The sequence below is a fragment of the Micromonospora sp. Utrum1 genome (assembly GCF_057197805.1).
Map to the genome: position 1 here is coordinate 6471023 of NZ_CM170071.1, position 23793 is coordinate 6494815.

General features: G+C 70.8%; 25 protein-coding genes and 1 pseudogene. 7 read left to right on the forward strand and 19 right to left on the reverse strand.

What is annotated here, in order from left to right:
* Window positions 1-17: 17 nt before the first annotated feature.
* The gene (gene nucS, locus AC0OLQ_RS30390; RefSeq protein WP_091269785.1) at window positions 18-677 is read right to left on the reverse strand and encodes an endonuclease NucS; all 660 of its coding nucleotides are present in this window, start codon (window positions 675-677) and stop codon (window positions 18-20) included.
* Between the two features lie 71 nt (window positions 678-748).
* On the opposite strand from nucS, the gene AC0OLQ_RS30395 reads away from it, so the two are divergent.
* A complete protein-coding gene (locus tag AC0OLQ_RS30395) occupies window positions 749-1366 on the forward strand; it encodes a DUF4126 domain-containing protein (RefSeq protein ID WP_484529059.1) in 618 nt (205 codons plus the stop codon).
* Window positions 1367-1647: 281 nt separating this feature from the next.
* Here AC0OLQ_RS30395 and AC0OLQ_RS30400 read toward each other — a convergent pair whose 3' ends face one another.
* Window positions 1648-2220, reverse strand: a complete 573-nt coding sequence (locus tag AC0OLQ_RS30400) for a hypothetical protein (protein WP_484529060.1) — start codon at window positions 2218-2220, stop codon at window positions 1648-1650.
* 723 nt (window positions 2221-2943) lie between these two features.
* On the opposite strand from AC0OLQ_RS30400, the gene AC0OLQ_RS30405 reads away from it, so the two are divergent.
* Window positions 2944-3240 (forward strand): DUF1540 domain-containing protein, encoded by a 297-nt coding sequence (locus AC0OLQ_RS30405; RefSeq protein WP_357346057.1) that lies wholly within the window; start codon window positions 2944-2946, stop codon window positions 3238-3240.
* Between the two features lie 135 nt (window positions 3241-3375).
* On the opposite strand, the gene AC0OLQ_RS30410 is transcribed toward AC0OLQ_RS30405, so the two are convergent.
* Window positions 3376-5382 carry a protein meaA gene (locus tag AC0OLQ_RS30410; protein WP_484529061.1) on the reverse strand — a complete coding sequence of 669 codons (2007 nt, stop codon included), beginning with the start codon at window positions 5380-5382 and terminating at the stop codon, window positions 3376-3378.
* 151 nt (window positions 5383-5533) lie between these two features.
* Here AC0OLQ_RS30410 and AC0OLQ_RS30415 point away from each other — a divergent pair, with 151 nt between their 5' ends.
* From AC0OLQ_RS30415 to AC0OLQ_RS30425, 3 genes and pseudogenes are all read left to right on the forward strand, one after another.
* Window positions 5534-6379, forward strand: a complete 846-nt coding sequence (locus AC0OLQ_RS30415; protein WP_484529062.1) for an ABC transporter ATP-binding protein — start codon at window positions 5534-5536, stop codon at window positions 6377-6379.
* Window positions 6379-7224, forward strand: a complete 846-nt coding sequence (locus tag AC0OLQ_RS30420; protein ID WP_484529063.1) for an ABC transporter permease — start codon at window positions 6379-6381, stop codon at window positions 7222-7224. Before AC0OLQ_RS30415 ends, AC0OLQ_RS30420 begins: the two co-directional genes overlap by 1 nt.
* 42 nt (window positions 7225-7266) lie before the next feature.
* Window positions 7267-7812, forward strand: a pseudogene (locus AC0OLQ_RS30425) (alpha/beta hydrolase-fold protein); the annotation flags it as partial.
* Between the two features lie 306 nt (window positions 7813-8118).
* Here the strand turns inward: AC0OLQ_RS30425 and AC0OLQ_RS30430 are convergent.
* Window positions 8119-8967, reverse strand: a complete 849-nt coding sequence (locus AC0OLQ_RS30430) for a 3-hydroxyacyl-CoA dehydrogenase family protein (protein WP_484529064.1) — start codon at window positions 8965-8967, stop codon at window positions 8119-8121.
* Between the two features lie 133 nt (window positions 8968-9100).
* A complete protein-coding gene (gene murA / locus AC0OLQ_RS30435) occupies window positions 9101-10540 on the reverse strand; it encodes a UDP-N-acetylglucosamine 1-carboxyvinyltransferase (protein ID WP_484529065.1) in 1440 nt (479 codons plus the stop codon).
* Between murA and AC0OLQ_RS30440 the strand changes: the two genes are divergently transcribed.
* Together AC0OLQ_RS30440 and AC0OLQ_RS30445 are read left to right on the forward strand one after the other, a co-directional pair.
* Complete coding sequence (locus AC0OLQ_RS30440; protein ID WP_091318767.1) at window positions 10539-11111, forward strand: cob(I)yrinic acid a,c-diamide adenosyltransferase; 573 nt, start codon at window positions 10539-10541, stop codon at window positions 11109-11111. The two genes, murA and AC0OLQ_RS30440, sit on opposite strands and share 2 nt — an antisense overlap.
* Window positions 11087-11506 carry a VOC family protein gene (locus AC0OLQ_RS30445; protein WP_484529066.1) on the forward strand — a complete coding sequence of 140 codons (420 nt, stop codon included), beginning with the start codon at window positions 11087-11089 and terminating at the stop codon, window positions 11504-11506. The genes AC0OLQ_RS30440 and AC0OLQ_RS30445 overlap by 25 nt, the downstream gene beginning before the upstream one ends.
* Window positions 11507-11620: 114 nt before the next feature.
* Here the strand turns inward: AC0OLQ_RS30445 and AC0OLQ_RS30450 are convergent, their stop codons facing one another.
* From AC0OLQ_RS30450 to AC0OLQ_RS30515, 14 genes are all read right to left on the reverse strand, one after another.
* A complete protein-coding gene (locus AC0OLQ_RS30450; protein WP_484529067.1) occupies window positions 11621-12193 on the reverse strand; it encodes a hypothetical protein in 573 nt (190 codons plus the stop codon).
* A 603-nt stretch (window positions 12194-12796) separates the two neighbouring features.
* Window positions 12797-13252, reverse strand: coding sequence for a DUF2550 domain-containing protein (locus AC0OLQ_RS30455; RefSeq protein WP_357345794.1), 456 nt, complete (start codon window positions 13250-13252; stop codon window positions 12797-12799).
* A 12-nt stretch (window positions 13253-13264) separates the two neighbouring features.
* Window positions 13265-13543, reverse strand: a complete 279-nt coding sequence (locus AC0OLQ_RS30460; RefSeq protein WP_357345792.1) for a F0F1 ATP synthase subunit epsilon — start codon at window positions 13541-13543, stop codon at window positions 13265-13267.
* Between the two features lie 135 nt (window positions 13544-13678).
* On the reverse strand, window positions 13679-14821 hold the full coding sequence (locus AC0OLQ_RS30465; RefSeq protein WP_484529068.1) for an LCP family protein: 1143 nt from the start codon (window positions 14819-14821) through the stop codon (window positions 13679-13681).
* A 217-nt stretch (window positions 14822-15038) separates the two neighbouring features.
* On the reverse strand, window positions 15039-16475 hold the full coding sequence (atpD, locus tag AC0OLQ_RS30470; RefSeq protein ID WP_357345788.1) for a F0F1 ATP synthase subunit beta: 1437 nt from the start codon (window positions 16473-16475) through the stop codon (window positions 15039-15041).
* A complete protein-coding gene (locus AC0OLQ_RS30475; RefSeq protein WP_484529069.1) occupies window positions 16475-17404 on the reverse strand; it encodes a F0F1 ATP synthase subunit gamma in 930 nt (309 codons plus the stop codon). The genes atpD and AC0OLQ_RS30475 overlap by 1 nt, the downstream gene beginning before the upstream one ends.
* Before the next feature lie 3 nt (window positions 17405-17407).
* Window positions 17408-19060 (reverse strand): F0F1 ATP synthase subunit alpha, encoded by a 1653-nt coding sequence (gene atpA, locus AC0OLQ_RS30480; RefSeq protein ID WP_357345784.1) that lies wholly within the window; start codon window positions 19058-19060, stop codon window positions 17408-17410.
* Between the two features lie 93 nt (window positions 19061-19153).
* Window positions 19154-19975 carry a F0F1 ATP synthase subunit delta gene (locus tag AC0OLQ_RS30485; protein ID WP_484529070.1) on the reverse strand — a complete coding sequence of 274 codons (822 nt, stop codon included), beginning with the start codon at window positions 19973-19975 and terminating at the stop codon, window positions 19154-19156.
* Window positions 19975-20514 (reverse strand): F0F1 ATP synthase subunit B, encoded by a 540-nt coding sequence (locus AC0OLQ_RS30490; RefSeq protein ID WP_357345780.1) that lies wholly within the window; start codon window positions 20512-20514, stop codon window positions 19975-19977. Before AC0OLQ_RS30490 ends, AC0OLQ_RS30485 begins: the two co-directional genes overlap by 1 nt.
* 28 nt (window positions 20515-20542) lie before the next feature.
* Window positions 20543-20779: an ATP synthase subunit c family protein gene (locus AC0OLQ_RS30495; protein WP_151461930.1), complete on the reverse strand. Its 237-nt coding sequence runs from the start codon at window positions 20777-20779 to the stop codon at window positions 20543-20545.
* 68 nt (window positions 20780-20847) lie between these two features.
* A complete protein-coding gene (atpB, locus tag AC0OLQ_RS30500) occupies window positions 20848-21645 on the reverse strand; it encodes a F0F1 ATP synthase subunit A (RefSeq protein ID WP_357345778.1) in 798 nt (265 codons plus the stop codon).
* An 11-nt stretch (window positions 21646-21656) separates the two neighbouring features.
* Window positions 21657-21893 carry an AtpZ/AtpI family protein gene (locus AC0OLQ_RS30505; protein ID WP_357345776.1) on the reverse strand — a complete coding sequence of 79 codons (237 nt, stop codon included), beginning with the start codon at window positions 21891-21893 and terminating at the stop codon, window positions 21657-21659.
* Window positions 21894-22065: 172 nt separating this feature from the next.
* On the reverse strand, window positions 22066-22497 hold the full coding sequence (locus AC0OLQ_RS30510) for a hypothetical protein (RefSeq protein ID WP_484529071.1): 432 nt from the start codon (window positions 22495-22497) through the stop codon (window positions 22066-22068).
* Window positions 22490-23779 carry a serine hydroxymethyltransferase gene (locus tag AC0OLQ_RS30515; RefSeq protein ID WP_357345772.1) on the reverse strand — a complete coding sequence of 430 codons (1290 nt, stop codon included), beginning with the start codon at window positions 23777-23779 and terminating at the stop codon, window positions 22490-22492. Before AC0OLQ_RS30515 ends, AC0OLQ_RS30510 begins: the two co-directional genes overlap by 8 nt.
* Between the last annotated feature and the right edge of the window lie 14 nt (window positions 23780-23793).

A 23793-nucleotide genomic window follows, 5' to 3' on the forward strand; every position in this document is an offset into this window, starting at 1 on the left:
GACCCCGGCCCGCCGGCTCAGAACAGGGTCAGCTCGTCGCGCTCGATGCCCCGCAGCTTGTCGTAGTCGACCACCACGCAGCGGATGCCGCGATCGGTGGCGAGCACCCGGGCCTGCGGCTTGATCTCCTGGGCGGCGAACACCCCGGCGACCGGGGCGAGCAGCGGATCGCGGTTCATCAGTTCGAGGTAGCGGGTGAGCTGCTCGACGCCGTCGATCTCGCCGCGCCGCTTCACCTCGACCGCGACCGCGCCCTGGTTGGCGTCCCGGCAGAGCAGGTCCACCGGGCCGATCGCCGTCATGTACTCCCGCCGCACCAGCGTGAAGCCCTCGCCGAGGGTCTCCGGGTTGGCGGCGAGCAACTCCTGCAGGTGCGCCTCGACGCCGTCCTTGCGCAGCCCCGGGTCGACGCCCAGCTCGTACGAGGTGTCCTGGAAGATCTCCTCCAGGGTGATGCGCAGCTCCTCGCCGGCCTTGTTGACCACCCGCCACACGCCGGGGGCCTCCTCCAGCCGGCACGGCGGGCTCATCCAGTTCAACGGCTTGTACGCCCGGTCGTCGGCGTGGATCGACACCGAACCGTCCGCCTTCACCATCAGCAACCGGGTGGCCAGCGGCAGGTGTGCCGACAGCCGTCCGACGTAGTCCACCGAGCACTTCGCAATCACCAACCGCACCCGACGAGACTAGCGGAGCACCCGGCGGTCGCCGACGAGCGCCACTGGCGTACCGGTGCGATATTGAGATCGTGCTCGAAGTCCTCACCGGTTCCGGCCTTGCCGCCTCGGCGGGCCTGAACGCCTACATCCCCCTTGTGCTGATGGGTCTGCTCGCGCGCTACACCGACCTGATGGAGCTGCCGAGCGGCTGGCAGTGGCTGGGCAACGGCTGGGTCCTGCTGATCCTCGCCGTGCTGCTCGCCGTCGAGGTGGTGGCCGACAAGGTGCCGGTGGTCGACCACGTCAACGACGTGGTGCAGACGGTGGTCCGGCCGACCGCCGGCGGGCTGGCCTTCGGCGCCGGCTCCAGCTCGGAGACGGTCACCGTCAGCGACCCCGACACCTTCTTCTCCTCACACCAGTGGGTGCCCGTGGTGGTCGGCGTGCTCATCGCGCTCGGCGTCCACCTGCTCAAGTCGGCGGCCCGCCCGGTCATCAACGCGACCACCGCCGGCTTCGGCACCCCGGTGGCCAGCACCGCCGAGGACGCGACCAGCGCGGTCATGTCGGTGGTGGCGATCCTGCTGCCGGTGCTGGTGCTGGCGTTCCTGCTCGGGTTCGTGGCGTTCCTCTTCTGGTTCCTGCGGCGACGTCGTTGGCGGCGTCGCGAACGCCAGGCTGCTCGGGCTGCTGGTTTCCGGGTCTGACGCTGGGTGCTGCGCTCCGGGGTGGTTGCGTTCGGGGGTGGTGCGCTCCGGGGTGGTGCGCCCCGGGGTGGCTGGGCTCCGGGGTGGCTGGGCTCCGGGGTGGTTGCGGTTGGGGCTGGGGGCGAGGGTGACCGGCTCCGGGCGGTCAGGCTTGATCCCTGCGCCGGTCACCCTCGCCCCCAGCCCGTCGTGGTCCTTCACCCGCGCGTCCGTTGCGGTCTTTCCCCGGGTACGCCGCTGGCCGGCACCCCGTGTCGGGGTGCCGGCCAGCGGTTCTTGTGTCAGCTGTTCCAGTTGTGGGCGACGATGTCGGCGGCCTGCCGCTCCCACTGGGCGTAGGCGTCCGGGTAGGCCGAGACCTGCACGGTCTGGGCGGCCTCGGTCAGCGGCATGTCCTGCCAGCCGTCGACCTGCTTCAAACCCTTCAGGAACGCAAGCGTCGAGTACTCCGGGTCGGTGATCTGCTCCGGCGAACCCCAACCGCTCGACGGGCGCTGCTGGAACAGGCCCAGCGAGTCGTGGTCGTTCTTGTCGCCGAGGTGGCCGAGGTTCTCCAGCTTCGACTCCTGCAGGCTGGTGGCGATCGAGATGACCGCGGCCCGCTTCGGGAGACCGGCCTTCTTCGTCGCAGCGATGATCGCCTTGGCGTTGGCCGTCTGCTCGTCGTTCAGATCAATCTTCGACTGGGCGCCCTGCACACCGTGCGGGATCAGCTTGTCACCCTGCACCGCCACCGCGGTCGGCTTGCTGCTGAGCACCGGCTCAGCGTGAGCGGCGATCGGACCGGCGAAGATGCCACCGGTGAAGGCCAGACCAGCAATACCCAGCACGCTCTTACGCAGCATCGTGTTCATGGGGGTTAGCTCCATTCGGGGGTTGGCGCACACACGCCGACGGGGGTCGGCTGGGGGGTGTGCGCAAGCACCGTCAGGCGCTCAACAAAAGTCTTGAGGGGGGTCGAGCGAAAGTCTTCGGGGGACCATCCAGCGCGCGGGGCCGAGGGCCTCTTCGTCACGCCGGGACCACGTACAACGACCGGCGGCCCACCATCATTCCGGGCCTGGCACACCCACCTCGATCGGCGGCGGTCCCGGAGTTGCGACTCGGTCACCTACGCTGGCGGCAGTTGCCTGGAGCCGCCCGACCCGCGCGGCCGGGGCGTCTTCCTCGGTCGTTCACCCGTATACAACGACCCCCGACCGCCCGCCATTCCGCCGCCAGGGTGCCGCCGACCACCCCGCAACCGGACACCCACCCCCCAAGGCACCGGTGAGTGGAACGCCATGGAGGTATCCCGGCGCCGGAGACACACATGGCGTTCCACCCACGCCTGAGGGCGAGCCCGGAACCGGACATTCACCCCACACCTCTAGGTGGCCGGGCCGGTTGCAGGGGTGATCGACTCCAGATCGGCGAGGTGGCGGTGTCCGGCACCGAGGGATACCGCTACCTCGGCGAGCCGGAGTGGATCATGAGTGGACAGGGCACTCGACCGCGTGACCGGCGCACGATCGTCCATCGGGCGAGAGGGATGAAAGCCTACATTCGGGGCATACGTCCAGAGGAGGGCCGGAGAGATGACCGCGTCATTGGAGATGCCCCGGGTCCAGGAGTGCGCAGTCAGGTCCTGCGCCTACAACCACACCAACGACTGCCACGCCTTCGCCATCACGATCGGCAGCCCCGATCACGCGCACTGCCACACGTTCGTCGAGCTGCCGGTGCGCGGCGGCGTCGAGCAGATGATCGCCCAGGTCGGCGCCTGCCAGCGCGCGGACTGCCGGCACAACTCCGACCTGGAGTGTCACGCCCCGGCGATCACCGTCGGCCCCGACGCGGACCTGGCGGACTGCCAGACCTACGCGAGCCGCTGACCCGGCCGGGCCCGCCGGCGGCGTGCAGCCCACGGACCCCGACGGGCCCTGGACGCGGTGCCCGACCAGGCCTCGGACGAGGCCCGTACCGCGAACCACACCCGACCGCCCTCGGCAACGGCGGGCCGCCCGGTCTCAGGACAGGCCGTTGGTCTCGCGGATGACGGTGACCAGGTCGTCGATGATGCCGGTCAGCGCGAAGTCCTTCGGGGTGAAGACCCGGGCCACGCCGGCGGCGCGCAGCGCCTCGGCGTCGACCGCGGGAATGATGCCGCCGACCACCACCGGCAGGTCGGCGCGCCCGGCGGCGCGCAGCCCGTCCAGCACGGCCGGCACGGCGGCCAGGTGCGAACCGGAGAGCACCGAGAGGCCGACCAGGTCGACGTCCTCCTCCACGGCGGCCGCCACGATCTGCCCGGCGGTCAGCCGGATGCCCTGGTAGACCACCTCGAAGCCGGCGTCGCGGGCGCGTACCGCGATCTGCTCGGCGCCGTTGGAGTGCCCGTCCAGGCCGGGCTTGCCGACGAGCAGCCGCAGCCGGCCGCTGCCCAGCTCGCGGGCGGTGGCGGCGACCCGCTCGCGGACCGCGGCCAGACCAGCGTCGCCGCCGACGCCGGCCGCGCCGGACAGGCCGGTGGGCGCCCGGTACTCGCCGAAGACCCGGCGCAGCGCGCCGGCCCACTCGCCGGTGGTCACCCCGGCCCGCACGCACTCCAGCGTCGCCGGCATCAGGTTCGTCGTGGTCGCGGCGTCCGCGCGCAGCCGGGCGAGGGCCGCGTCCACGGCCGCCGCGTCCCGGTCGGCCCGCCATTCGCGTACGGCGGTGGTGGCGGCCGCCTCGACGGCGGGGTCGACCTGCTCGATCGCCTCGGCGCCGGCCGCGGTCAGCGGCGACGGCTCGGTCTCGGTGAACCGGTTGACGCCGACCACCACGTCGGTGCCGGCCTCCATCCGCCGGCGCCGGTCGGCCAGCGAGGCGACCAGGGCGCTCTTCAGGTAGCCGGTCTCCACGGCGGCCACCACGCCGCCCATCTCCAGCACCTTCTCCAGCTCGACCCGGGCCCCGGTGACGATGTCGTCGACCAGCGCGGTCATCACGTGCGAGCCGTCGAACAGGTCCGGGTATTCCAGCAGGTCCGACTCGTAGGCCAGCACCTGCTGCATGCGCAGCGACCACTGCTGGTCCCAGGGGCGGGGCAGCCCGAGCGCCTCGTTCCAGGCGGGCAGCTGCACGGCCCGGGCCCGGGCGTCCCGGGACAGGGTGACGCCGAGCATCTCCAGCACGATGCGCTGGATGTTGTTCTCCGGCTGTGCCTCGGTCAGGCCCAGCGAGTTGACCTGGACGCCGTACCGGAAGCGGCGCTGCTTCGGGTTGTCGACGCCGTACCGGTCGCGGGTGATCTCGTCCCAGAGCGCGCCGAACGCGCGCATCTTGGCGATCTCCTCGATGAAGCGCACCCCGGCGTTGACGAAGAACGAGATCCGCTGGACCACGTCGCCCATCCGCTCGGCGGGCACCTGGCCGGAGTCGCGTACCGCGTCGAGCACCGCGACCGCGGTCGCCAGGGCGAAGCCGACCTCCTGCACCGGCGTCGCGCCGGCCTCCTGGAGGTGGTACGAGCAGATGTTCACCGGGTTCCACTTCGGCATCTCGCGCAGCGTGTGCGCGATGACGTCGGCGGTCAGCCGCAGCGACGCGGCCGGCGGGAAGATGTGGGTCCCCCGGGACAGGTACTCCTTGATGATGTCGTTCTGCGTGGTGCCTGCGCAGCGGGCCAGCTCGGCGCCCTGCTCGGCGGCGACCGTGCCGTAGAGGCCGAGCAGCCACATGGCCGGGGCGTTGATGGTCATCGAGGTGTTCATCTCGGCGAGCGGGATGCCGTCGAAGAGGGCCCGCATGTCGCCGAGGTGGGCCACCGGCACGCCCACCCGGCCGACCTCACCGGCGGCCAGCTCGTGGTCCGGGTCGTAGCCGGTCTGGGTGGGCAGGTCGAAGGCGACCGAGAGCCCGGTCTGCCCCTTCGCCAGGTTGCGGCGGAAGAGCGCGTTGGTGGCCGCGGCGGAGGAGTGCCCGGCGTAGGTGCGCATCACCCAGGGCCGGTCGCGCTCCGGCAGCCGCCCCGAAGGAGCCTTCTCGTCCATGGCGGGAGTCTAAGTTACCGTTCAGTAAAACGGGTTGTGGAAAACCACACAGGTCCATGGAGCGGACCGACGGGCACGAGCGGCGCGACATGTCCGACACCACCACACCCCGGGCCACCGGCCGGCCCGCCGGAGTCGCACACTGGACGTCATGGATGACGAGCTCGCGATCTCCGTACGGGGGCTGCGCAAGGCGTACGGCGACAACCTCGCGGTGGCGGGGGTGGACCTCGACGTCCACCGCGGTGAGGTGTTCGCCCTGCTCGGCCCGAACGGCGCGGGCAAGACCACCACGGTGGAGATCCTGGAGGGCTACCGGCGGCGCGACGCCGGCGAGGTACGCGTGCTCGGCGCCGACCCGGCCCACCCGGACCCGACCTGGCGCTCCCGGGTAGGCATCGTGCTCCAGGGCGCCGGCGAGTTCGACGAGCTGACCGTCGCCGAGGTGGTCCGGCACTTCGCCGGCTTCTACCCCGACGCCGACGACCCGGACAAGGTGGTCGAGCGGGTCGGGCTGGGGGCCAAGGCCCGGGCCCGCACGCACACCCTCTCCGGCGGGCAGAAGCGCCGGCTCGACGTGGCGCTCGGCATCGTCGGCCGCCCCGAGCTGCTCTTCCTCGACGAGCCCACCACCGGCTTCGACCCGGAGGCCCGGCGCGAGTTCTGGGAGCTGATCCGGGACCTCTCCGCCGCCGGCACCACCATCGTGCTCACCACCCACTACCTGGACGAGGCCGAGGCGCTGGCCGACCGGGTCGGCGTGATCGCCGCCGGCCGGGTGGTCGAGGTGGCCCCGCCGAACCGGCTGGGCAACCGGCAGGAGGCGCTGGCGACGGTCTCCTGGCGTACCCCGGACGGGACGCCCGAGAAGGCGGAGACCGCCACGCCGACGGCGCTGGTCGCGGAGCTGGCCGCGCGCTTCGGCGGCGAGGTCCCCGGCCTCACCGTGACCCGGCCGACCCTGGAAGACGTCTACCTGCGGATGATCGGACACTGATGACGACCACGACGAAGCCGGCCGCCCCGGTCGCCGCCGCCCGAGGCCGCCGGCCGGGCGGGGCCGCGCTCGCCCTGCGGCAGGGGCGGCTGGAGATCACCCAGTTCCTGCGCTCCCGGGAGTCCGTCGTCTTCACGATGGGCTTCCCGATCATCATGATCCTGATCTTCGCGGCGATCTTCAAGGACGAGATCGCGCCGGGCGTCAGCTACACGCAGTACTTCATCACCGGCATGATCGCGACCGGCCTGATGACGGTGAGCTTCCAGAACCTCGGCATCTGGATCCCCATCGAGCGGGACCGGGGCGTGCTGAAGCGCTACCGGGGCACGCCGATGCCCAAGTGGGTCTGGTTCGCCGGCAAGGTGCTCATGGTGGTGGCCATCGGCGTCGCGGAGACCGCGCTGCTGCTCGCCGTGTCGGTGGCGCTGTTCGACCTGAAGCTGCCGGGGACCGCCGCCAAGTGGGCCACCTTCGGCTGGGTCGCCGTCCTCGGCGTCACCGCCTGCACCCTGTGCGGCATCGCCATCTCCTCGTTGGCGCGCACCGCCCGCAGCGGCTCGGCCGTGGTCACCCCGGTCGCCCTGGTCCTCCAGTTCATCTCCGGGGTGTTCTTCGTCTTCACCAGCCTGCCGAGCTGGATGCAGCAGGTCGCCGCGCTCTTCCCGCTCAAGTGGATGTGCCAGGGGCTGCGCTCGGTCTTCCTGCCGGACAGCTTCGGGGCGCAGGAACCGGGCGGCTCGTTCGAGCTGGGCCGTGTCGCCCTGGTCCTCGGGCTCTGGTGCGTGATCGGCCTGGTGCTCTGCCTGACCACGTTCCGCTGGACCACCAAGCGCGACGGCTGACGCGGGGGTCGAGCGGTCGCCGCAGGTGGAACACTGTGCGGCATGGCTCACACCCTCACCCGGCGCCGGCTCCTGGCGGCCGGCGCCGGCGTGGCCGGCGCCGCGGTGGTCGGCGGGCTCGCCGCCCGGCAACTCGCCGAGCCCCGGCCCGGGCCGGGGCCCGCCGTGCCCGACGTGCCGGCCGGCGACGAGCGGCTGATCCGGATCGCGTCCGGGGCCCGCGGCCGCGAGGTGGACTTCTGGACGGCCGTGCCCGAGGGGTACGGCGACGGCCGCGGCCTCCCCGTCTGCCTGGTACTGCACGGCGCCTCGGCCACGCCCCGGGACTACGGCCGGCTCGGGCTGGCCCGCTTCCTCACCGACGCGGTACGCCGCGGCGCTCCGCCCTTCGTGCTGGCCGGGGCCACCGGCGGCCGGCTCTCCTGGCGGCGCTCGGGCGACGACGACCCGCAGCGGATGGTCCGCGAGGAGCTTCCCACCTGGTGCGCCCGGCGCGGCTTCGACAGCAGCCGGCTCGCCGTCTGGGGCTGGTCGATGGGCGGTTTCGGGGCGCTGCTGCTCGCCGAGGCGTACCCGGACTGGCTGCGCGCCGTGGCCGCCTTCTCCCCCGCGGTCCGCCCGGGCGACGCGGTCTTCACCGGCGTGGAGCGGCTACGCGGCACCCCGGTCGGCCTCTGGTGCGGCCGGCAGGACAACTTCCTCAAGGACGTCCGCGCGCTGGCGCGGGCGCTGCCGGAGCCCTCGGTACGCGCCGCCTGGGCCGACGGCCGGCACAACTTCGCCTACTGGGGCACCGTCATCCCGGACGCGTTCGCCTGCTCGGCACGGCCCTCACCCCGTCCCGGAAAGCGTGACGCCCCCGGCCACGACTGCCGGGGGCGCGCAACGCACGGCTCAGTACGCGTAGAAACCCTGGCCGGTCTTGCGGCCCAGGTCGCCGGCCGTGGCCATGCGCTGGAGCAGCTCCGGCGGGAAGAACTTCTCGTCGGCGGTGTCGGTGTAGATGTTCTTCGCGGCGTTGAGCAGCACGTCCACGCCGGTCAGGTCGACCGTGGCCAGCGGGCCCATGGCGTGACCGAAGCCCAGCTTGCAGGCGGTGTCCAGGTCCTCGGCGGAGATCACGCCGGACTCGACCAGCTTGACCGCCTCCATGGCCAGGGCGCAGATCAGCCGGGTGGTGACGAAGCCGGCGATGTCCCGGTTGACCACCACGACGGTCTTGCCGATCTCCTCGGCGAACGCCTTGGCCGTGGCCAGGGCCGCGTCGCTGGTCTTGTAGCCGCGGACCAGCTCGCAGAGCTTCATCATGGGCACCGGCGAGAAGAAGTGGGTGCCCACGACCGACTCCGGGCGGTCGGTGGCGGTGGCGATCTGGGTGACCGGGATGGCCGAGGTGTTGGTGGCCAGCACCGCGTCGGACTTGCAGATCTTGTCCAGCGCGCGGAACACCTCGTGCTTGATCTCGATCTTCTCGAAGACCGCCTCGACCACGATGTCCGCGTCGGCCGCCGCCTCCAGCTCGGTGGTCGGAGTGATCCGGGCCAGGGTCGCGTCGACCTCGGACGCCTCGATCTTCCCCTTCTCGGCAAACTTCTCCAGCGACTTGCGGATGCCGTCGACGCCCCGCTTGGTGGCCGCGTCGTCCAGGTCCCGCAGCGTCACCTGCCAGCCCGCCTGCGCCGCCACCTGGGCGATGCCCGAACCCATCAGCCCGGCACCGACGACCGCGAGTCGACCCGCCATCTGCTTCTCCCTCGCCTTATTGAGTGTCTGCCAGCACCCTAGTCATGACCGAACGCACCGAGCGCAGCGAGGGCCGTGAGGGCATGACAAGACAGCACTGTCGGCGAGGCTGAACGACTGCTGAGGCTGGCCCTCAGATGGCGAGGTCCGGTTCCTCCGGGGCGGTGCCGCGTTCCACCTCGACGCCGAGGGCCCGCAGGTCGGCGACGAAGTCCGGGTAGCCGCGGTCGACGTGGTGCACGTGGGAGACCTCGGTGACCCCGTCGGCGCAGAGCCCGGCGATGATCAGGCCGGCGCCGGCCCGGATGTCGGTGGCGCGCACCGGGGCGCCGGAGAGGCGCTCGTGGCCGCAGACCAGGGCGTGGTGGCCGTCGGTCTTGATGTCCGCGCCGAGCCGCATCATCTCGTTGGCGAACATGAACCGGCCGTCGAAGATGTTCTCCGTGATCAGCGAGGCCCCGTCGCTGACCGCGGCCAGCCCGATCGCCATCGGCAGCAGGTCGGTGGCGAAGCCCGGAAAGGGCAGGGTGACCACGTCGACGGCCTTCGGTCGGTCGTCCATGCGTACCCGGAAGGCGCCGCCCCTGGTCTCCACCAGGCCGCCGGCCGAGACCAGCTTGTCCAGCGCGACCTCCAGGTAGGCCGGGTCGATGCCGGTCACGGTCACGTCGCCACGGGTCATCGCGGCGGCGAACGCCCAGGTGCCGGCGACGATCCGGTCCCCCACCGTGGCATGCCGGACCGGACGCAGCTCGGGCACCCCGACGACGTGCAGGGTCGACGTGCCGGCCCCCTCGATCCGGGCGCCCATCCGGTTCAGCATGGTGCAGATGTCGACGATCTCCGGCTCCCGGGCCGCGTTGTCGATCGTCGTGGTGCCCCGGGCCAGCACCGCCGCCATCACCAAGTTCTCGGTGGCGCCGACGCTCGGGAAGTCCAGCGTGATGTCCGCGCCGTGCAGCCCGTCCGGTGCCTCGGCGATGACGAAACCGTGCTCGCCCGAGATCTCCGCGCCCATCCGGGCCAGCCCGGCGATGTGCATGTCCAGGCCGCGCGAGCCGATGGCGTCCCCGCCGGGGTGGGCCACCCGCACGTACCCCCGGCGCGCCAGCAGCGGGCCGAGCACGCAGATCGACGCCCGCAGCCGGCGGACCAGGTCGTAGTCGGCCTCCGCGCCCGGCTGTTCCGGCACGTCGATCACCACCGACCGGGATCGCTCCACCCCGCCGCGGGTCACCATCGGGTCGACCGGGTCGTCGGCGGCGAAGCGTACGACGCAGCCGAGCCGCCGCAGCACCTCCCCCATGATGGCGATGTCGGTGATCCGCGGAACGTTGGTGATCACGCTGCGCCCCGGGGCGAGCAGCGCCGCCGCCATCAGCTTCAGAGCGGAGTTCTTCGCCCCGACCACGTGCACGGTGCCGGCCAGCCGGGACTCACCGAGCACCCGGATGACGTCGACGTCGTTGGCCCCCGGGCCGCCGGCATCACCGGGCCCCACCCCGGCCGGCCAGGCAGTGCGGGCCGGCCGCGCCGGGATGGTCAGGTCCGGTATCCGTAGGCTGTGCGTCATGGCCGTCCACCTCACGCGCATCTACACCAAGGCCGGCGACGCCGGCATGACCAGGCTGAGCAACAACGAGCAGGTGCCGAAGACCGATCCGCGGATCGCCGCGTACGCGGACGTGGACGAGTGCAACGCCGCGATCGGCGTCGCGCTCGCCCTGGGGCAGCTCCCGGACGAGCTGCGGGCGGTGCTGGGGTCGATCCAGAACGACATGTTCGACGTCGGCGCGGACCTGGCGACCCCGGTGGAGCCGGATCCGAAGTACCCGCCGCTGCGGGTCACCGAGGAGTACGTGGAGCGCCTCGAGGGCTGGTGCGACGAGTACAACGCACGCCTGAGCAAGCTCGACTCCTTCATCCTCCCCGGCGGCACCGCTGGCGCGGCACTGCTGCACGTGGCGCGGACGACCGCCCGGCGCGCCGAGCGTGCGGCGTGGGCGCTGGTAGCGCACGACCCGGACCGAACCAGCACCCTCCCGGCAAAGTATCTCAACCGGCTCTCCGATCTGCTCTTTATCCTGTCAAGAACGGCAAACCCGGACGGGGATGTGCTATGGGTGCCGGGCGGCAAGCGCTGACCGTGGGCGCGCTGCACCACGTGGAGGTCTGGGTACCCGATCTGGCCGCTGCCAGGCGTAGCTGGGGCTGGCTCCTCGGCGAGCTGGGCTGGACGCCCTACCAGAACTGGCCCGCCGGTCGGTCCTGGCGGCTCGGCCCGACGTACCTGGTCCTGGAGGAATCCCCGGCGCTCACCGGCGGCACCCACGACCGGTGCGCGCCCGGCCTCAACCACCTGGCCTTCCACGCCGGCCCGCCGGCTGCCGTGGACCGGCTGGTCGCCGCCGCGCCCGGGCACGGCTGGGAACTGCTCTTCCCGGACCGCCACCCGCACGCCGGCGGCCCGCAGACCTACGCCGCCTACCTCTCCGACACCCAGGGGTACGAGGTCGAACTGGTCGCCGACCTCGACTGACCGGTCGTGGTGCGCTGGTGGCCCGCGGAGCTTCCGTTCGCTGCTGGCGCGACCTGGTCCTGAGACGCCGCTGGCCGGCACCCCGTGTCGGGGTGCCGGCCAGCGGTTCTTGCCTCAGCTGTTCCAGTTGTGGGCGACGATGTCGGCGGCCTGCCGCTCCCACTGGGCGTAGGCGTCGGGGTAGGCCGAGACCTGCACGGTCTGGGCGGCCTCGGTCAGCGGCATGTCCTGCCAGCCGTCGACCTGCTTCAAACCCTTCAGGAACGCAAGCGTGGAGTACTCGGGGTCGGTGATCTGCTCCGGCGAGCCCCAACCGCTCGACGGGCGCTGCTGGAACAGGCCCAGCGAGTCGTGGTCGTTCTTGTCGCCGAGGTGGCCGAGGTTCTCCAGCTTCGACTCCTGCAGGCTGGTGGCGATCGAGATGACCGCGGCCCGCTTCGGGAGACCGGCCTTCTTCGTGGCGGCGATGATCGCCTTGGCGTTGGCGGTCTGCTCGTCGTTCAGAGCGATCTTCGACTGGGCGCCCTGCACACCGTGCGGGATCAGCTTGTCACCCTGCACCGCCACCGCGGCCGGCTTGCTGTCGTGCACCGGCTCGGCGTGGGCGGCGATCGGACCGGCGAAGATGCCACCGGTGAAGGCCAGACCAGCAATACCGAGCACGCTCTTACGCAGCATCGTGTTCATGAGGGTTAGCTCCATTCGGGGGTTGGCGCACACCCCGACCGGGGGAGGTCGGCAATCCGGTGTGCGCAAGCACCGTCAGGCGCTCAACAAAGTCTTCGGGGGGTCGAGCAAAAAGTCTTGGGGGATCATCCAGCGCGCGGGGCCGGGGCCTCTTCGTCGCGCCGAGACCATGTCCAACGACTGGCGGCCCACCATCATTCCGGGGCCGGGCACCCCGCCTTGGTGAGGCGTCTTCCTCGGTCGTTCACGGCGATACAACGACCCCCGCCCGCCCGCCATTCCACCGCCAGGGTGCCGCCGCTCACCGCATGAAACGGACAGCCCGCCCAAGCTCAGTCGGTCGGTGGAACACCATGGGTGTATCCGGGCCCCGGAGACACACATGACGTTCCACCGAACGTCCGCGGCGAGGCGAAACCGGACAATCTGCCCAGGCAACGCAGGGACGGGCTGACACCCACCTCGGATCTTGGACAGTCTTCGTTCGTAGCTAACGACAACTGTCCAAGATTCACGGCGGGGAGACGGTAAGCCCCGTTGGCGGGGCAGTGGGAGCGGGCACCGCCATCACGCCGGCCGGAGTGGATCAAATAGCCGCCGGGGTCAGGCGGCGGGCCAGTCCTGGGAGGCCAGACGTGGCGAGGCCGCCCCGGGTGGGGCGGCCTCGAGCCAGGAGAGGAATCCGGTGACCGTGGACCGTGCCATGGCGATCTCGACCGGGGCGTGGTTGCTGGTGCAGCGCACGATCACCCAGTCGGCCGGCATGGAGAGCCGTTCCTGACCCTCGGGCAGCCGGCGCCGCTCCACAGCGAGGGTCTTGCGGGACAGCACCCGCTTGGGACGCAGGGCGAAGCTGAACATGCGGTACCAGCGGAGTTCGTCGCCGACGAAGCGGCCGAAGCCGGGCGACCAGCCTCGGCCGTCGAGCATCGTGGACACCCGGACACTGAGCCGGATGATGCCTCCGCTACGGGTGAACAGGGCCCGCCGGATGAAGAGGATCAGTAGCGCCGCGAAGACGACCGCGATGCCGATTCCGATCCCTTCCACGATCTCCATCGGCGGGTCGGCTCAGCGTGCCGGGGTGGCGGGGGTGGCGCTCTCGGCGAGGACGGTAACGCCCTCACCGGTCACCGAAAGGAATCCGCCCGCCACGTCGTACGCGAGCTGCTCGCCGCCGGACTGCTTGATGCGTACCTGGCTGGGCTCTGCGAGCTGGCCGAGCAGGGGCGCGTGCCCCGGCAGCACACCCAGCTCACCCTCGGTCGTCCGAGCGACGACCATCTCGGCCTCGCCGGACCAGACCTTCTCCTCGACGGCTACGAGCTCGACGTGAAGCTGCTGTGCCACGCTGTCTCCTTGCTGGGCGGCGGATTGCCGAAAGTCTAGTCGCGCCTCCGAGGCCCACCCAACGCGGGTGGCGAGAGCTGCGCCACGGTCGCGCCAACCGGCCCCGGCGCCCGCCGAGGCCCGTTGGCGCTCACGCTACTTGCTCTTCTGCTTGAAGTCGGGGTGCTCGAGCAGGAACGCGTCGACCTGCTCGTTGCGCAGCGCGGCGAAGAAGTCCTCGGCGGGCGGCAGCAGCTGTTCCCCCTGGTAGCCCCGGCTGGACTCCACCGGGCCGCCGGGCAGCTTGATCGTCTCGATCGAGTCGGCCCGGATGCCCTTCAGGGCGAGGGCGAAGTCGACCACGCTGTTGCCCCGGCCGTTGAAGACCAGCGACTGGCCGGCCGCGCGGAGCACCTTGTCCAGCTTCACCGGGTTGGCCACCACGTCGGCGCTGAACGCCTGGCTCACCATCGCCTTGACGAACTGCTGCTGGTGCCGCTGCCGGCCGTAGTCGGCGTCCGGCACACCGTTCTTCGGGTAGCGCTGCCGCACGTAGTCCAGGGCCTGCCAGCCCTCGAGGTGGGCGTTGCCCTTCTTGTAGACGGCCTGCGGGCCGAGGTAGCCCCCGCCGCCCGGCTTGAGCTGCCGCGGCGTCCCGTCCGGTTGCAGGTGCTCGGACTTGACGTCCCGCTCGATGTACATGTCGACGCCACCCATGGCGTCGACGATCTTCTTGAAGCCGGTGAAGTTGATGATCGCCCCGGCGTCGAAGCGCTCGATCCCGGTGACCTGCTGCACGGTCTTGGCGAGCAGCTCGAAGCCCTGTGCCGCGCTCGGGTTCTGCCCGGCCACCGCGCTGCCGTGCGACATGGCGGCGTTGAGCCGGTCGGTGCGGCCCGTGTAGTTGGCCTTGGGGAAGTCGGGGATGTCCACCCGCAGGTCGCGGGGCAGCGAGAAGAGGTAGCCCCGGTCCATGCCGGCCGGCACGTGCAGGATCATGATCGAGTCGGCGAGCGGGCGGGCCGTCGGGTTGCGGGGGTCGATGCCCACCAGCAGGATGTTCAGCGGGCCCTTGATGTCGCTCTTCTTCTCCTTGGCCCCGGCCGCCTGGTCGCCGAACAGGTCCCCCTTGCCGACCGCGCCCTCGTAGCGGGCGACCAGCGCGTGGTAGCCGACGAGCACGGAGCCGCTGAGCACCATCATGACGACGCCGAGGATGGTGCAGACCCGGGCCCACCGCGGCACGCCGCGCCACAGGGACCGCTTGCCGCGGTCCGTGCCGGCCTCATCCACGAGCATCTCCAATCGTCACGCCCACGACTGGTAGACGGGCGCGCGGATCCGTTTCGTTGCACGAGATCAACGCTCATGACGTGAACGTCGTGTCACGAACGGTACCGCGCGGTCCGGCGAACCGCTTGCCTGAGAACCGGGCATCTGGTAACGAGGGGCCCCGAACAGGCGGAGGCCGCCCCGACGTTCGTCGGGGCGGCCTCTGTGGAGTGTGAGCGGGCTCTCAGCCCTCCATCAGCTCCTTGGCCTTCTTCTCGAGGTCCTCAAGACCGCCGCACATGAAGAACGCCTGCTCGGGGAAGTGGTCGTACTCGCCCTCGCTGATCTTCTTGAACGCCTCGATGGTCTCCTTGATCGGGACCGTCGAGCCCGGCACGCCGGTGAACTGCTCGGCGGCGTAGGTGTTCTGCGACAGGAAGCGCTCGATCCGGCGGGCCCGGCCCACCGTGACCTTGTCCTCCTCGGAGAGCTCCTCGATGCCGAGGATGGCGATGATGTCCTGCAGGTCCTTGTAGCGCTGCAGGATTCGCTTCACCTCGGTGGCGACCTGGAAGTGCTCCTGGCCGACGAACTCCGGGGCGAGGATCCGGGACGAGGACGCCAGCGGGTCCACGGCCGGGTAGATGCCCTTGTCGGAGATCGACCGCTCCAGGTTGGTGGTCGCGTCCAGGTGGGCGAACGTGGTGGCCGGCGCCGGGTCGGTGTAGTCGTCGGCGGGCACGTAGATCGCCTGCATCGAGGTGATGGCCTGGCCCCGGACGGAGGTGATCCGCTCCTGGAGCTCGCCCATCTCGTCGGCCAGGGTCGGCTGGTAACCCACGGCGCTCGGCATGCGGCCGAGCAGCGTGGAGACCTCGGAACCGGCCTGGGTGAAGCGGAAGATGTTGTCGATGAAGAGCAGCACCTCCTGCTTCTTCACGTCGCGGAAGTACTCCGCCATGGTCAGCGCGGAGAGGGCGACGCGCAGCCGGGTGCCCGGCGGCTCGTCCATCTGGCCGTAGACCAGCGCGGTCTTGTCGATGACGCCGGACTCGGTCATCTCGGCGATGAGGTCGTTGCCCTCACGGGTGCGCTCACCCACGCCGGCGAAGACCGAGGTACCACCGAAGTTCCGGGCAACTCGGGTGATCATCTCCTGGATGAGCACCGTCTTGCCCACGCCCGCGCCGCCGAACAGGCCGATCTTGCCGCCCTTGACGTACGGGGCGAGCAGGTCGATGACCTTGATGCCGGTCTCCAGCATCTCGGTCTTCGGCTCCAGGTCCGCGAAGGCCGGGGCCTTGCGGTGGATACCCCAGTGGTCGTCCGGGGTGAGCGTCTCACCCTCGGTGAGGTTGAGGACCTCGCCGATGGCGTTGAACACGTGGCCCTTGACCGCGTCGCCCACCGGAACCTTGATCCCCGAGCCGGTGTCGCGCACCGCGGAGCCACGGACCAGGCCGTCGGTCGGCTGCATCGAGATGGCGCGGACCATGTTGTCACCCAGGTGCTGGGCGACCTCCAGGGTCAGCGTCTTCTCGCCGCCGGAGAGCGTCACGTCCACGTGCAGGGCGTTGAACAGGGCCGGCATGGCGTCGCGCGGGAACTCGGCGTCGACGACCGGGCCGATGACCCGGACCACGCGACCCGTGGCCGTCTTGGTCTCTACTGGGGCAGTCATCACACTTCACTTCCCGACGCGGCGAGCGCGTTCGCGCCGCCGACGATCTCGCTGATCTCCTGGGTGATCCCGGCCTGGCGGGCCGTGTTCATCTCACGCGTGTACTTCTCGATCATGTCTTCGGCGTTGTCGGTGGCGCTCTTCATGGCCCGCCGCCGGGCCGCCGACTCGCTGGCCGCCGACTCGATCAACGCCGCGTAGATCCGCGTGTTGATGTACTTCGGCAGCAGCGCGTCGAGCAGCGCCTCCGCCTCCGGCTCGAACTCGTACGCCGGCAGCAGGCCCTCGGACCGCGGCCGGTCCTCGACCTGCATCGGGCCGATGATCTTCGCGACCGGCGTCTGGGTCATCAGGGAGTGGAACTCGGTGTAGACGATGTGCAACTCGTCGATCCCGAGCACCCCGTCCGCCCCGGCGCTGCCGTCCGCGTCGTCCGCGCCGGCCGAGAACGCCTTGATCAGCGTCTCGCCCACCTCGCGGGCGTCGGAGAAGGCCGGCTGCTCGGAGAAGCCCGTCCAGCTCGCCGCGATCTCCCGGTTGCGGAACCGGTAGAACGTCACGCCCTTGCGGCCGACGACGTAGAGCACCGGCTCCTTGCCGTCGGCCCGGAGCCGGGCGATCAGCGACTCGGCGGTCTTGATCGCGTTGGAGCTGTAGCCGCCGGCCAGGCCCCGGTCGCTGGTGACCAACAGGACCCCCGCCCGCCGCACCCGCTCACGCGGAGTGAGCAGCGGGTGGTCGATCCGCGCGTTCGAGGCCAGCGCCGTGAGCACACCGGTGATGGCCTTGGCGTACGGCAGCGAAGCCTCCACCCGGGCCTGGGCCTTGGCGATCCGGCTCGTCGCCACGAGCTCCATCGCCTTGGTGATCTTCTTCATCGACTTCGCCGAGCGGATCCGTTGACGAAGAACGCGTACCTGGGCGGCCATGGCTCAGCTCTCTGCCGGGCGGTCGGTCGTGCCGTCGCGGAAGCGGGTCACCGACTCGCGGTTCTCCTCGCCCTCCATCGGCTTCGCCGCCGGCTCGTTGAGCCGGACCTCGTCCTCCTTGCCCAGGAAGACCTGCTTGAACTCGGTGATGGCCGACTCGAGCGAGCCGATGATGTCGTCGTCCCACTTGTTGTCGGCGATAGCCGCCAGGACGCCCTCGTGCTTGTGCCGGAGGTACTGGAGGAACTCCGACTCGAAGCGGCGGACCTCGCCGACCGGGATGTCGTCCAGCTTGCCCTCGGTGCCGGCCCAGACCGAGACGACCTGCTCCTGCACCGGGTACGGCGAGTAGTTCGGCTGCTTGAGCAGCTCGACCAGGCGGGAACCGCGCTCGAGCTGGGCGCGGGAGGCCTTGTCCAGGTCGGAGGCGAAGGCGGCGAACGCCTCCAGCTCGCGGTACTGGGCCAGGTTGAGCCGGAGCGAACCGGCGACCTTCTTCATCGGCTTCACCTGCGCGGCGCCACCGACCCGGGAGACCGAGGTGCCGACGTTGATGGCCGGCCGGACGCCCTGGTTGAACAGGTCCGTCTCCAGGAAGATCTGGCCGTCGGTGATGGAGATGACGTTGGTCGGGATGAACGCCGAGATGTCGTTCGCCTTGGTCTCGATGATCGGCAGACCGGTCATCGAGCCGCCGCCCAGCTCGTCGGAGAGCTTGGCGCAGCGCTCCAGCAGCCGGGAGTGCAGGTAGAAGACGTCACCCGGGTAGGCCTCGCGGCCCGGCGGGCGGCGCAGCAGCAGCGACACGGCGCGGTACGCCTCGGCCTGCTTGCTCAGGTCGTCGAAGACGATCAGGACGTGCTTGCCGCCGTACATCCAGTGCTGTCCGATGGACGAGCCGGTGTAGGGGGCGATGTACTTGAAGCCGGCCGGGTCCGACGCCGGGGAGGCCACGATGGTGGTGTACTCCATCGCGCCCGCCTCTTCCAGCTGGCCCTTGATCGAGGCGATCGTGGAGGCCTTCTGGCCGATGGCGACGTAGATGCAGCGGACCTGCTTCGTCGGGTCACCGGAGCGCCAGTTGTCCCGCTGGTTGAGGATCGCGTCCAGGGCGACCGTGGTCTTGCCGGTCTTCCGGTCACCGATGATCAGCTGCCGCTGGCCCCGGCCGACCGGGGTCATCGCGTCGATCGCCTTGATACCGGTCTGCAGCGGCTCGAACACCGACTGCCGGGCCATCACGTTCGGAGCCTGCAGCTCCAGCTCGCGGTAGCCCTCGTCGGCGATGTCGCCGAGGCCATCGATCGGCTGGCCGAGCGCGTTCACCACGCGGCCGAGGAAGGCGTCGCCGACCGGCACGGAGAGCACCCGGTCGGTGCGCTTGACCCGCTGCCCCTCCTCCAGCTTGGCGGAGTCACCGAGAACGACGACACCGATCTCCCGGACGTCGAGGTTCAGCGCCACGCCGAGCGTGCCGTCCTCGAACTCCAGCAGCTCGTTGGTCTTGGTCGAGGGCAGCCCCTCGACGTGGGCGATGCCGTCGCCGGTGTCGGAGACGGTGCCGACCTCCTCGCGGGAGACGTCGGTCGAGTAGGACGAGACGTAGCGCTCCAGGGCGCCGCGGATCTCGTCCGTCGAGATGGTCAGCTCGGCCATCCTCTGCTTCCTTAAGTATCAGGGGCCCGGGATACCTAGTACCGACCGGTCCGAATGGCGTCTGTCATTCAGGGCGCTGCGCGGCGGAGCCGGTCAGCGCTTCGCGAGCGCGTTGCGGGTCTCGTTGAGGCGGCGCAGGACGGTGCCGTCGTACAGGTCGGAGCCGACCCGCACACTCACCCCACCGAGCACGTCCGGGTTCACCGTCTGCTTGACGGAGACCTCCCGACCGTACATCTCGGAGAGGCGGGCACCGAGGCGTCGCTCCTCCTCGTCACTCAGCGGGGCCGCCACGGTCACGTACGCGACCTGACGGTCCCGCCGGTCGGCGGCCAGCTCGACCAGCCGGGTGAGCGCCCCGGTGAAGGAGCGTCCCCCGAAGCCGGCGAGCGCGGCCCCGACGAGGTAGCCGGTGACCGGCCGGGCCTTGCCGGTGAGCAGCTGGTCGGCCAGGGTGGCCCGCTGCTCGGCCGGGGCCATCGAGTCGGAGAGCACGGTGGCCAGCTCCGGGGAACCGGAGACGACCTGCCCGAAGCGGAACAGCTCGTCCTCGACCTCGCCCAGCTCGCCGGCCTTGTCGGCGCTCGCCAGGAGCGCCTCGATGCCCAGCCGCTCGGCGCCGTCGAGCAGTTGCGACGGAGCCGACCAGCGGCCGGAGACCAGCGAGGCGAGCAGGTCGAGCGCGTCGGCGCCGATCTTGCCGCGCAGCATCTCGCCGAGCAGGCCGGCCCGATCCGACCCGGACCGGGCCGGGTCGGAGAGCGCCCGGCGCAGCCGCGGCTCGCGCCGCAGCAGGGCGGCAACGGAGAGGATGTCGTCGGCGGTGGAGGCCACCGCCGACGGCTCCGCGCCGCGGGCGTACTCGTCGAGGCGTTCCGCCGCGACCTTGTACGACTCCCGGCTGGCGGCCTGCATCAGCGGGCCCCCGTGCTCTCGAGACCGCTCAGGAACCGGTCAACGGTGCCCTTGCGACGCGCCTCGTCGGCGAGCGACTCACCGACGATCTTGCTGGCCAGGTCCACCGCGATGGTGCCGACCTCGGTGCGCAGCTCGCGCACGATGGTGGCCCGCTCCGCGGCGAGCTGCTCCTTGCCGGCGGCGATGATCCGGTCGGACTCCTCGCGCGCCTTGGCGAGGATGTCCTGACGGATGCCCTCGGCGTCGGCCCGGGCGTCGTCGCGGATCCGGGCGGCGTCGGTACGCGCCTCCGCGAGCTGGGCCCGGTACTGCTCGAGCAGCTGGCCCGCCTCGGCCTGGGCGGCCTCGGCGCGCTTGATGCCGCCCTCGATCGCGTCGACCCGGGCCTGGAACGTCTGCTCCATGCGGGGGAAGACGAACTTCATCAGCACGAAGCAGAGCACGATGAAGGCGATGCCCCCGACCACGATCTCCTCCCACGCGGGAATGATCGGGTTGTGAGCCGCTTCACCACCCTCAGCGGCGAGGAAGTACATGGGAAACCTCCCGGTCAGAGGGGGTGGATCAGGCGGCGGTGCCGGCCCAGATGAAGCCGAAGGCGATGCCCAGCAGCGCGAGCGCCTCGATGACGGCGAAGCCGATCCAGACGTACGGGAGGGTCATCCGGGACGACTCCGGCTGGCGGGCCGTCGACTGGATGTAGGCCGAGAAGACCAGGCCCACGCCGATGCCCGGGCCGATGGCGGCCAGGCCGTAACCGATGGCAGCGGTGCTGCCCGTTACCTCGGCAAGGATGCTCATTGCGGTTCCTCCTGGTTATCACGCGTGACGGTCACGCGGGACGACAACGGTTGGTGCGAAAGAGTGGATCAGTGCTCTTCGGCGAGCGCGCCCTGCACGTAGCTGGCGGTCAGCACCGTGAAGACGTACGCCTGCAGACAGATCACCAGGAACTCGAGGAAGGTCAGCGCGATCGTCATCGCCCAGGACAGCACCGAGACCGGCGCCAGCCAGGTGTTGGCGCTGATCATGGCGAAGCCGCCCAGCGTGAAGACCAGCAGGAGCATGTGGCCCGCGAACATGTTCGCGAAGAGACGGACGGCCAGAGAGAACGGCCGGACGAGGAAGGTCGAGAAGAACTCGATCGGGATCAGCAGCGGCAGGATGTACCACGGCGCCGGTGGGACCAGAGAGTTCTTGAAGTACTTGACGAAGCCGTGGTGCCGGATGCCGATCCAGTTGAACAGCACGTAGCTGATCACGGCGAGGAACGCCGGGAAGGCGATGTGCGAGTTCGGCGAGATCTGGAAGAACGGAATGATCGCGAACGCGTTCGTCAGCAGGACGAAGCAGAAGAGCGTGGTGAAGTACGGCGCGAACCGCACCCCCTGGTGCCCGATCATGTCGACCGCGATGTTGTTCCGCACGAAGCCGTAGATCGACTCGGCGAACCACTGCTTCTTCGTCGGCACCAGCTTCGGGTTCCGGTAGCTGGCCAGGAAGAAGATGATCAGGACGCCGACGGCGAGCCAGACCATGGCAGTGATCTTGGTGAACCAGAAGGAGTCGTGCGCACCCCAGGGCAGGATGCTGGGCAGGTAGAAGTCCTCCACGCTGGGTGGGAATTCCGCCTGGCCCTGAGCCAGGACGTTCGCCTGTCCGAACACCGCGTCCCTTCCTATTGAGGCGTGCCGAGCTTGCGCACGACCAGGATGATTCCCCCGGCCATGCCGAGCACGATCCCGATCCCGGTGGCGATGCCGCCGGTGTCGAGCCAACGGTCGACCAGCCAGCCGATGAAGCCCCAGACGAGCATGCCCCCGATGAGGTACGAGAGCGCGGTCCAACCCTGGCCGGCACCGGACGGAACGTCGCCCGGGCCGCCAGTGCTGGGGGGTTTCTGGTCACCGGCCATGACGGGGCGAACGATATCAGTCGAGCCGAAGAGGCTGTGCCTCACCCCCCGCACAACGTTGTTGTGTGGGACACGGGCGGGCGAAGTCGTCTGGAGGCACGCTACTCCCCTCCCGCCACTGAGAGAATGACCGATCGTGGACAGCGGCGTGCCGTCCGCAGGTTGGGACGGCTCAGGTGTGGACGCGGCGGGCGTGCACCGTGGCCAGCCACCAGATGTGCACCCCGGTCCAGACCACCACGCCCGTGGCGATGCCCAACGCGAACGGGACGAGCCCCGGCCAGCCGGTCGACGCGACCAGCACCATCACCCCGCCGAGCAGGGTCATCTTGGCGATGTAGACACCCAGCCCGAACGGGAGCACGAGCTGCGGGTCCCGGGCGTCGGCCCAGGCCAGCACCACCGTGGTGAGCGTGTAGCTGACCGCGGTGACGGCCACCCCGGCCGCCGCGCCGAGCGCGCCGTCAGCGCCGCGGGCCAGCCCGCCGGCCACCGCGGCCGCCGCGGCCAGCAGCGCCGAGGCGATGAGCAGCACGGGCAGGTGGCGCAGCCGCCAGCCCCGGTCCGCGGCCGCCTCCGCCGCGTGCGTCCCCGGCTCAGCCACGGGGGTACGCCGGGAAGGCGCCGACCAGCTCGGTCACGTCGCCGGCGATCCGGCCCAGCTCGTCCGCGCCCCCGGGCGACTCCGGGTCGGTGCGCACGGCCCGGGCGATCAGCGCGGCGATCCGGCGCATCTCCCCCTCCCGCATGCCCTGGGTGGTGACGCTCGGCGTGCCGACCCGGATGCCCGAGGCGACCATCGGCTTCTGCGGGTCGTACGGGATCGCGTTCTTGTTCAGCGTGATGCCGGCGGCGTCGCAGCGCGCCTCGGCCGCGGCGCCGGTCACCCCGGTCTCCCGCAGGTCGATCAGGGCCAGGTGGGTGTCCGTGCCGCCGGAGACCGGCCGCATGCCCTCGGCGGCCAGCCCTCCGGCGAGCGCCTGGGCGTTGCTGACCACCTGGGAGGCGTACGCCCGGAACTCGGGTTGGGCGGCCTCGCGAAGGGCGACCGCCTTGGCGGCGACCGCGTGCATGAGCGGGCCGCCCTGGGTGAACGGGAAGACCGCCTTGTCGATCCGGGCGGCCAGCGACTCCCGGCAGAGGATCATGCCGCCGCGCGGGCCGCGCAACACCTTGTGCGTGGTGCAGGTGACCACGTCGGCGTGGGGCACCGGGGACGGGATGGCCCGGCCGGCGACCAGCCCGATGAAATGCGCCGCGTCCACCATGAGGTAGGCGTCGACCTCGTCGGCGATCTCCCGGAACCGGGCGAAGTCGATCAGCCGCGGGTACGCCGTCGCGCCGCAGATGATGAGCTTCGGCCGGTGCGCGAGGGCCAGGTCGCGGACCTCGTCGTAGTCGATCAGCTCGGTGTCCGGCCGGACGGTGTAGCCGACGGGGTGGAACCACTTGCCGGAGAAGTTCACCCGGCTGCCGTGGGTCAGGTGCCCGCCGTGCGGCAGGTCCATGGCCAGCACGGTGTCGCCCGGCTGCACCAGGGCGGCGTACGCGGCCAGGTTGGCGCTCGCGCCGGAGTGCGGCTGGAGGTTGGCGTGCTCGGCCCCGAACAGCTCCCTGGCCCGGGCGATGCCGAGCTCCTCGGCCCGGTCCACCTCGGCGCAGCCGCCGTAGTAGCGGCGGCCCGGGTAGCCCTCGGCGTACTTGTTGGTGAGCGTGGAGCCGAGGGCGGCCAGCACCGCCGGCGAGGTGAGGTTCTCGCTGGCGATCAGTTGCAGGCCGCCGCGCAGCCGCGCCAGCTCCCCCAGCACCACCTCGGCGATCTCCGGGTCGACGGTGCTGAGCTGCTGGAAGTCCGGCCCCCAGAAGGTGTCCCTCGCGTTCTCCACAGCGAAGGAGTCTA

Bases quoted from the DNA above. Each gene is read 5' to 3' on its own strand.
- AC0OLQ_RS30430 (WP_484529064.1), bottom strand. From the start codon at position 8,967: ATGGCGGGTCGACTCGCGGTCGTCGGTGCCGGGCTGATGGGTTCGGGC.
- AC0OLQ_RS30505 (WP_357345776.1), bottom strand. From the start codon at position 21,893: ATGGCCGGTGACCAGAAACCCCCCAGCACTGGCGGCCCGGGCGACGTT.
- atpD (WP_357345788.1), bottom strand. From the start codon at position 16,475: ATGACTGCCCCAGTAGAGACCAAGACGGCCACGGGTCGCGTGGTCCGG.
- AC0OLQ_RS30415 (WP_484529062.1), top strand. From the start codon at position 5,534: ATGGATGACGAGCTCGCGATCTCCGTACGGGGGCTGCGCAAGGCGTAC.
- AC0OLQ_RS30450 (WP_484529067.1), bottom strand. From the start codon at position 12,193: ATGAACACGATGCTGCGTAAGAGCGTGCTCGGTATTGCTGGTCTGGCC.
- AC0OLQ_RS30495 (WP_151461930.1), bottom strand. From the start codon at position 20,779: ATGAGCATCCTTGCCGAGGTAACGGGCAGCACCGCTGCCATCGGTTAC.
- atpA (WP_357345784.1), bottom strand. From the start codon at position 19,060: ATGGCCGAGCTGACCATCTCGACGGACGAGATCCGCGGCGCCCTGGAG.
- AC0OLQ_RS30400 (WP_484529060.1), bottom strand. From the start codon at position 2,220: ATGAACACGATGCTGCGTAAGAGCGTGCTGGGTATTGCTGGTCTGGCC.
- AC0OLQ_RS30405 (WP_357346057.1), top strand. From the start codon at position 2,944: ATGACCGCGTCATTGGAGATGCCCCGGGTCCAGGAGTGCGCAGTCAGG.
- AC0OLQ_RS30485 (WP_484529070.1), bottom strand. From the start codon at position 19,975: ATGCAGGCCGCCAGCCGGGAGTCGTACAAGGTCGCGGCGGAACGCCTC.
- AC0OLQ_RS30410 (WP_484529061.1), bottom strand. From the start codon at position 5,382: ATGGACGAGAAGGCTCCTTCGGGGCGGCTGCCGGAGCGCGACCGGCCC.
- AC0OLQ_RS30440 (WP_091318767.1), top strand. From the start codon at position 10,539: ATGGCCGTCCACCTCACGCGCATCTACACCAAGGCCGGCGACGCCGGC.
- AC0OLQ_RS30465 (WP_484529068.1), bottom strand. From the start codon at position 14,821: ATGCTCGTGGATGAGGCCGGCACGGACCGCGGCAAGCGGTCCCTGTGG.
- AC0OLQ_RS30455 (WP_357345794.1), bottom strand. From the start codon at position 13,252: ATGGAGATCGTGGAAGGGATCGGAATCGGCATCGCGGTCGTCTTCGCG.
- murA (WP_484529065.1), bottom strand. From the start codon at position 10,540: ATGACGCACAGCCTACGGATACCGGACCTGACCATCCCGGCGCGGCCG.
- AC0OLQ_RS30475 (WP_484529069.1), bottom strand. From the start codon at position 17,404: ATGGCCGCCCAGGTACGCGTTCTTCGTCAACGGATCCGCTCGGCGAAG.
- AC0OLQ_RS30490 (WP_357345780.1), bottom strand. From the start codon at position 20,514: ATGTACTTCCTCGCCGCTGAGGGTGGTGAAGCGGCTCACAACCCGATC.
- AC0OLQ_RS30420 (WP_484529063.1), top strand. From the start codon at position 6,379: ATGACGACCACGACGAAGCCGGCCGCCCCGGTCGCCGCCGCCCGAGGC.
- AC0OLQ_RS30445 (WP_484529066.1), top strand. From the start codon at position 11,087: ATGGGTGCCGGGCGGCAAGCGCTGACCGTGGGCGCGCTGCACCACGTG.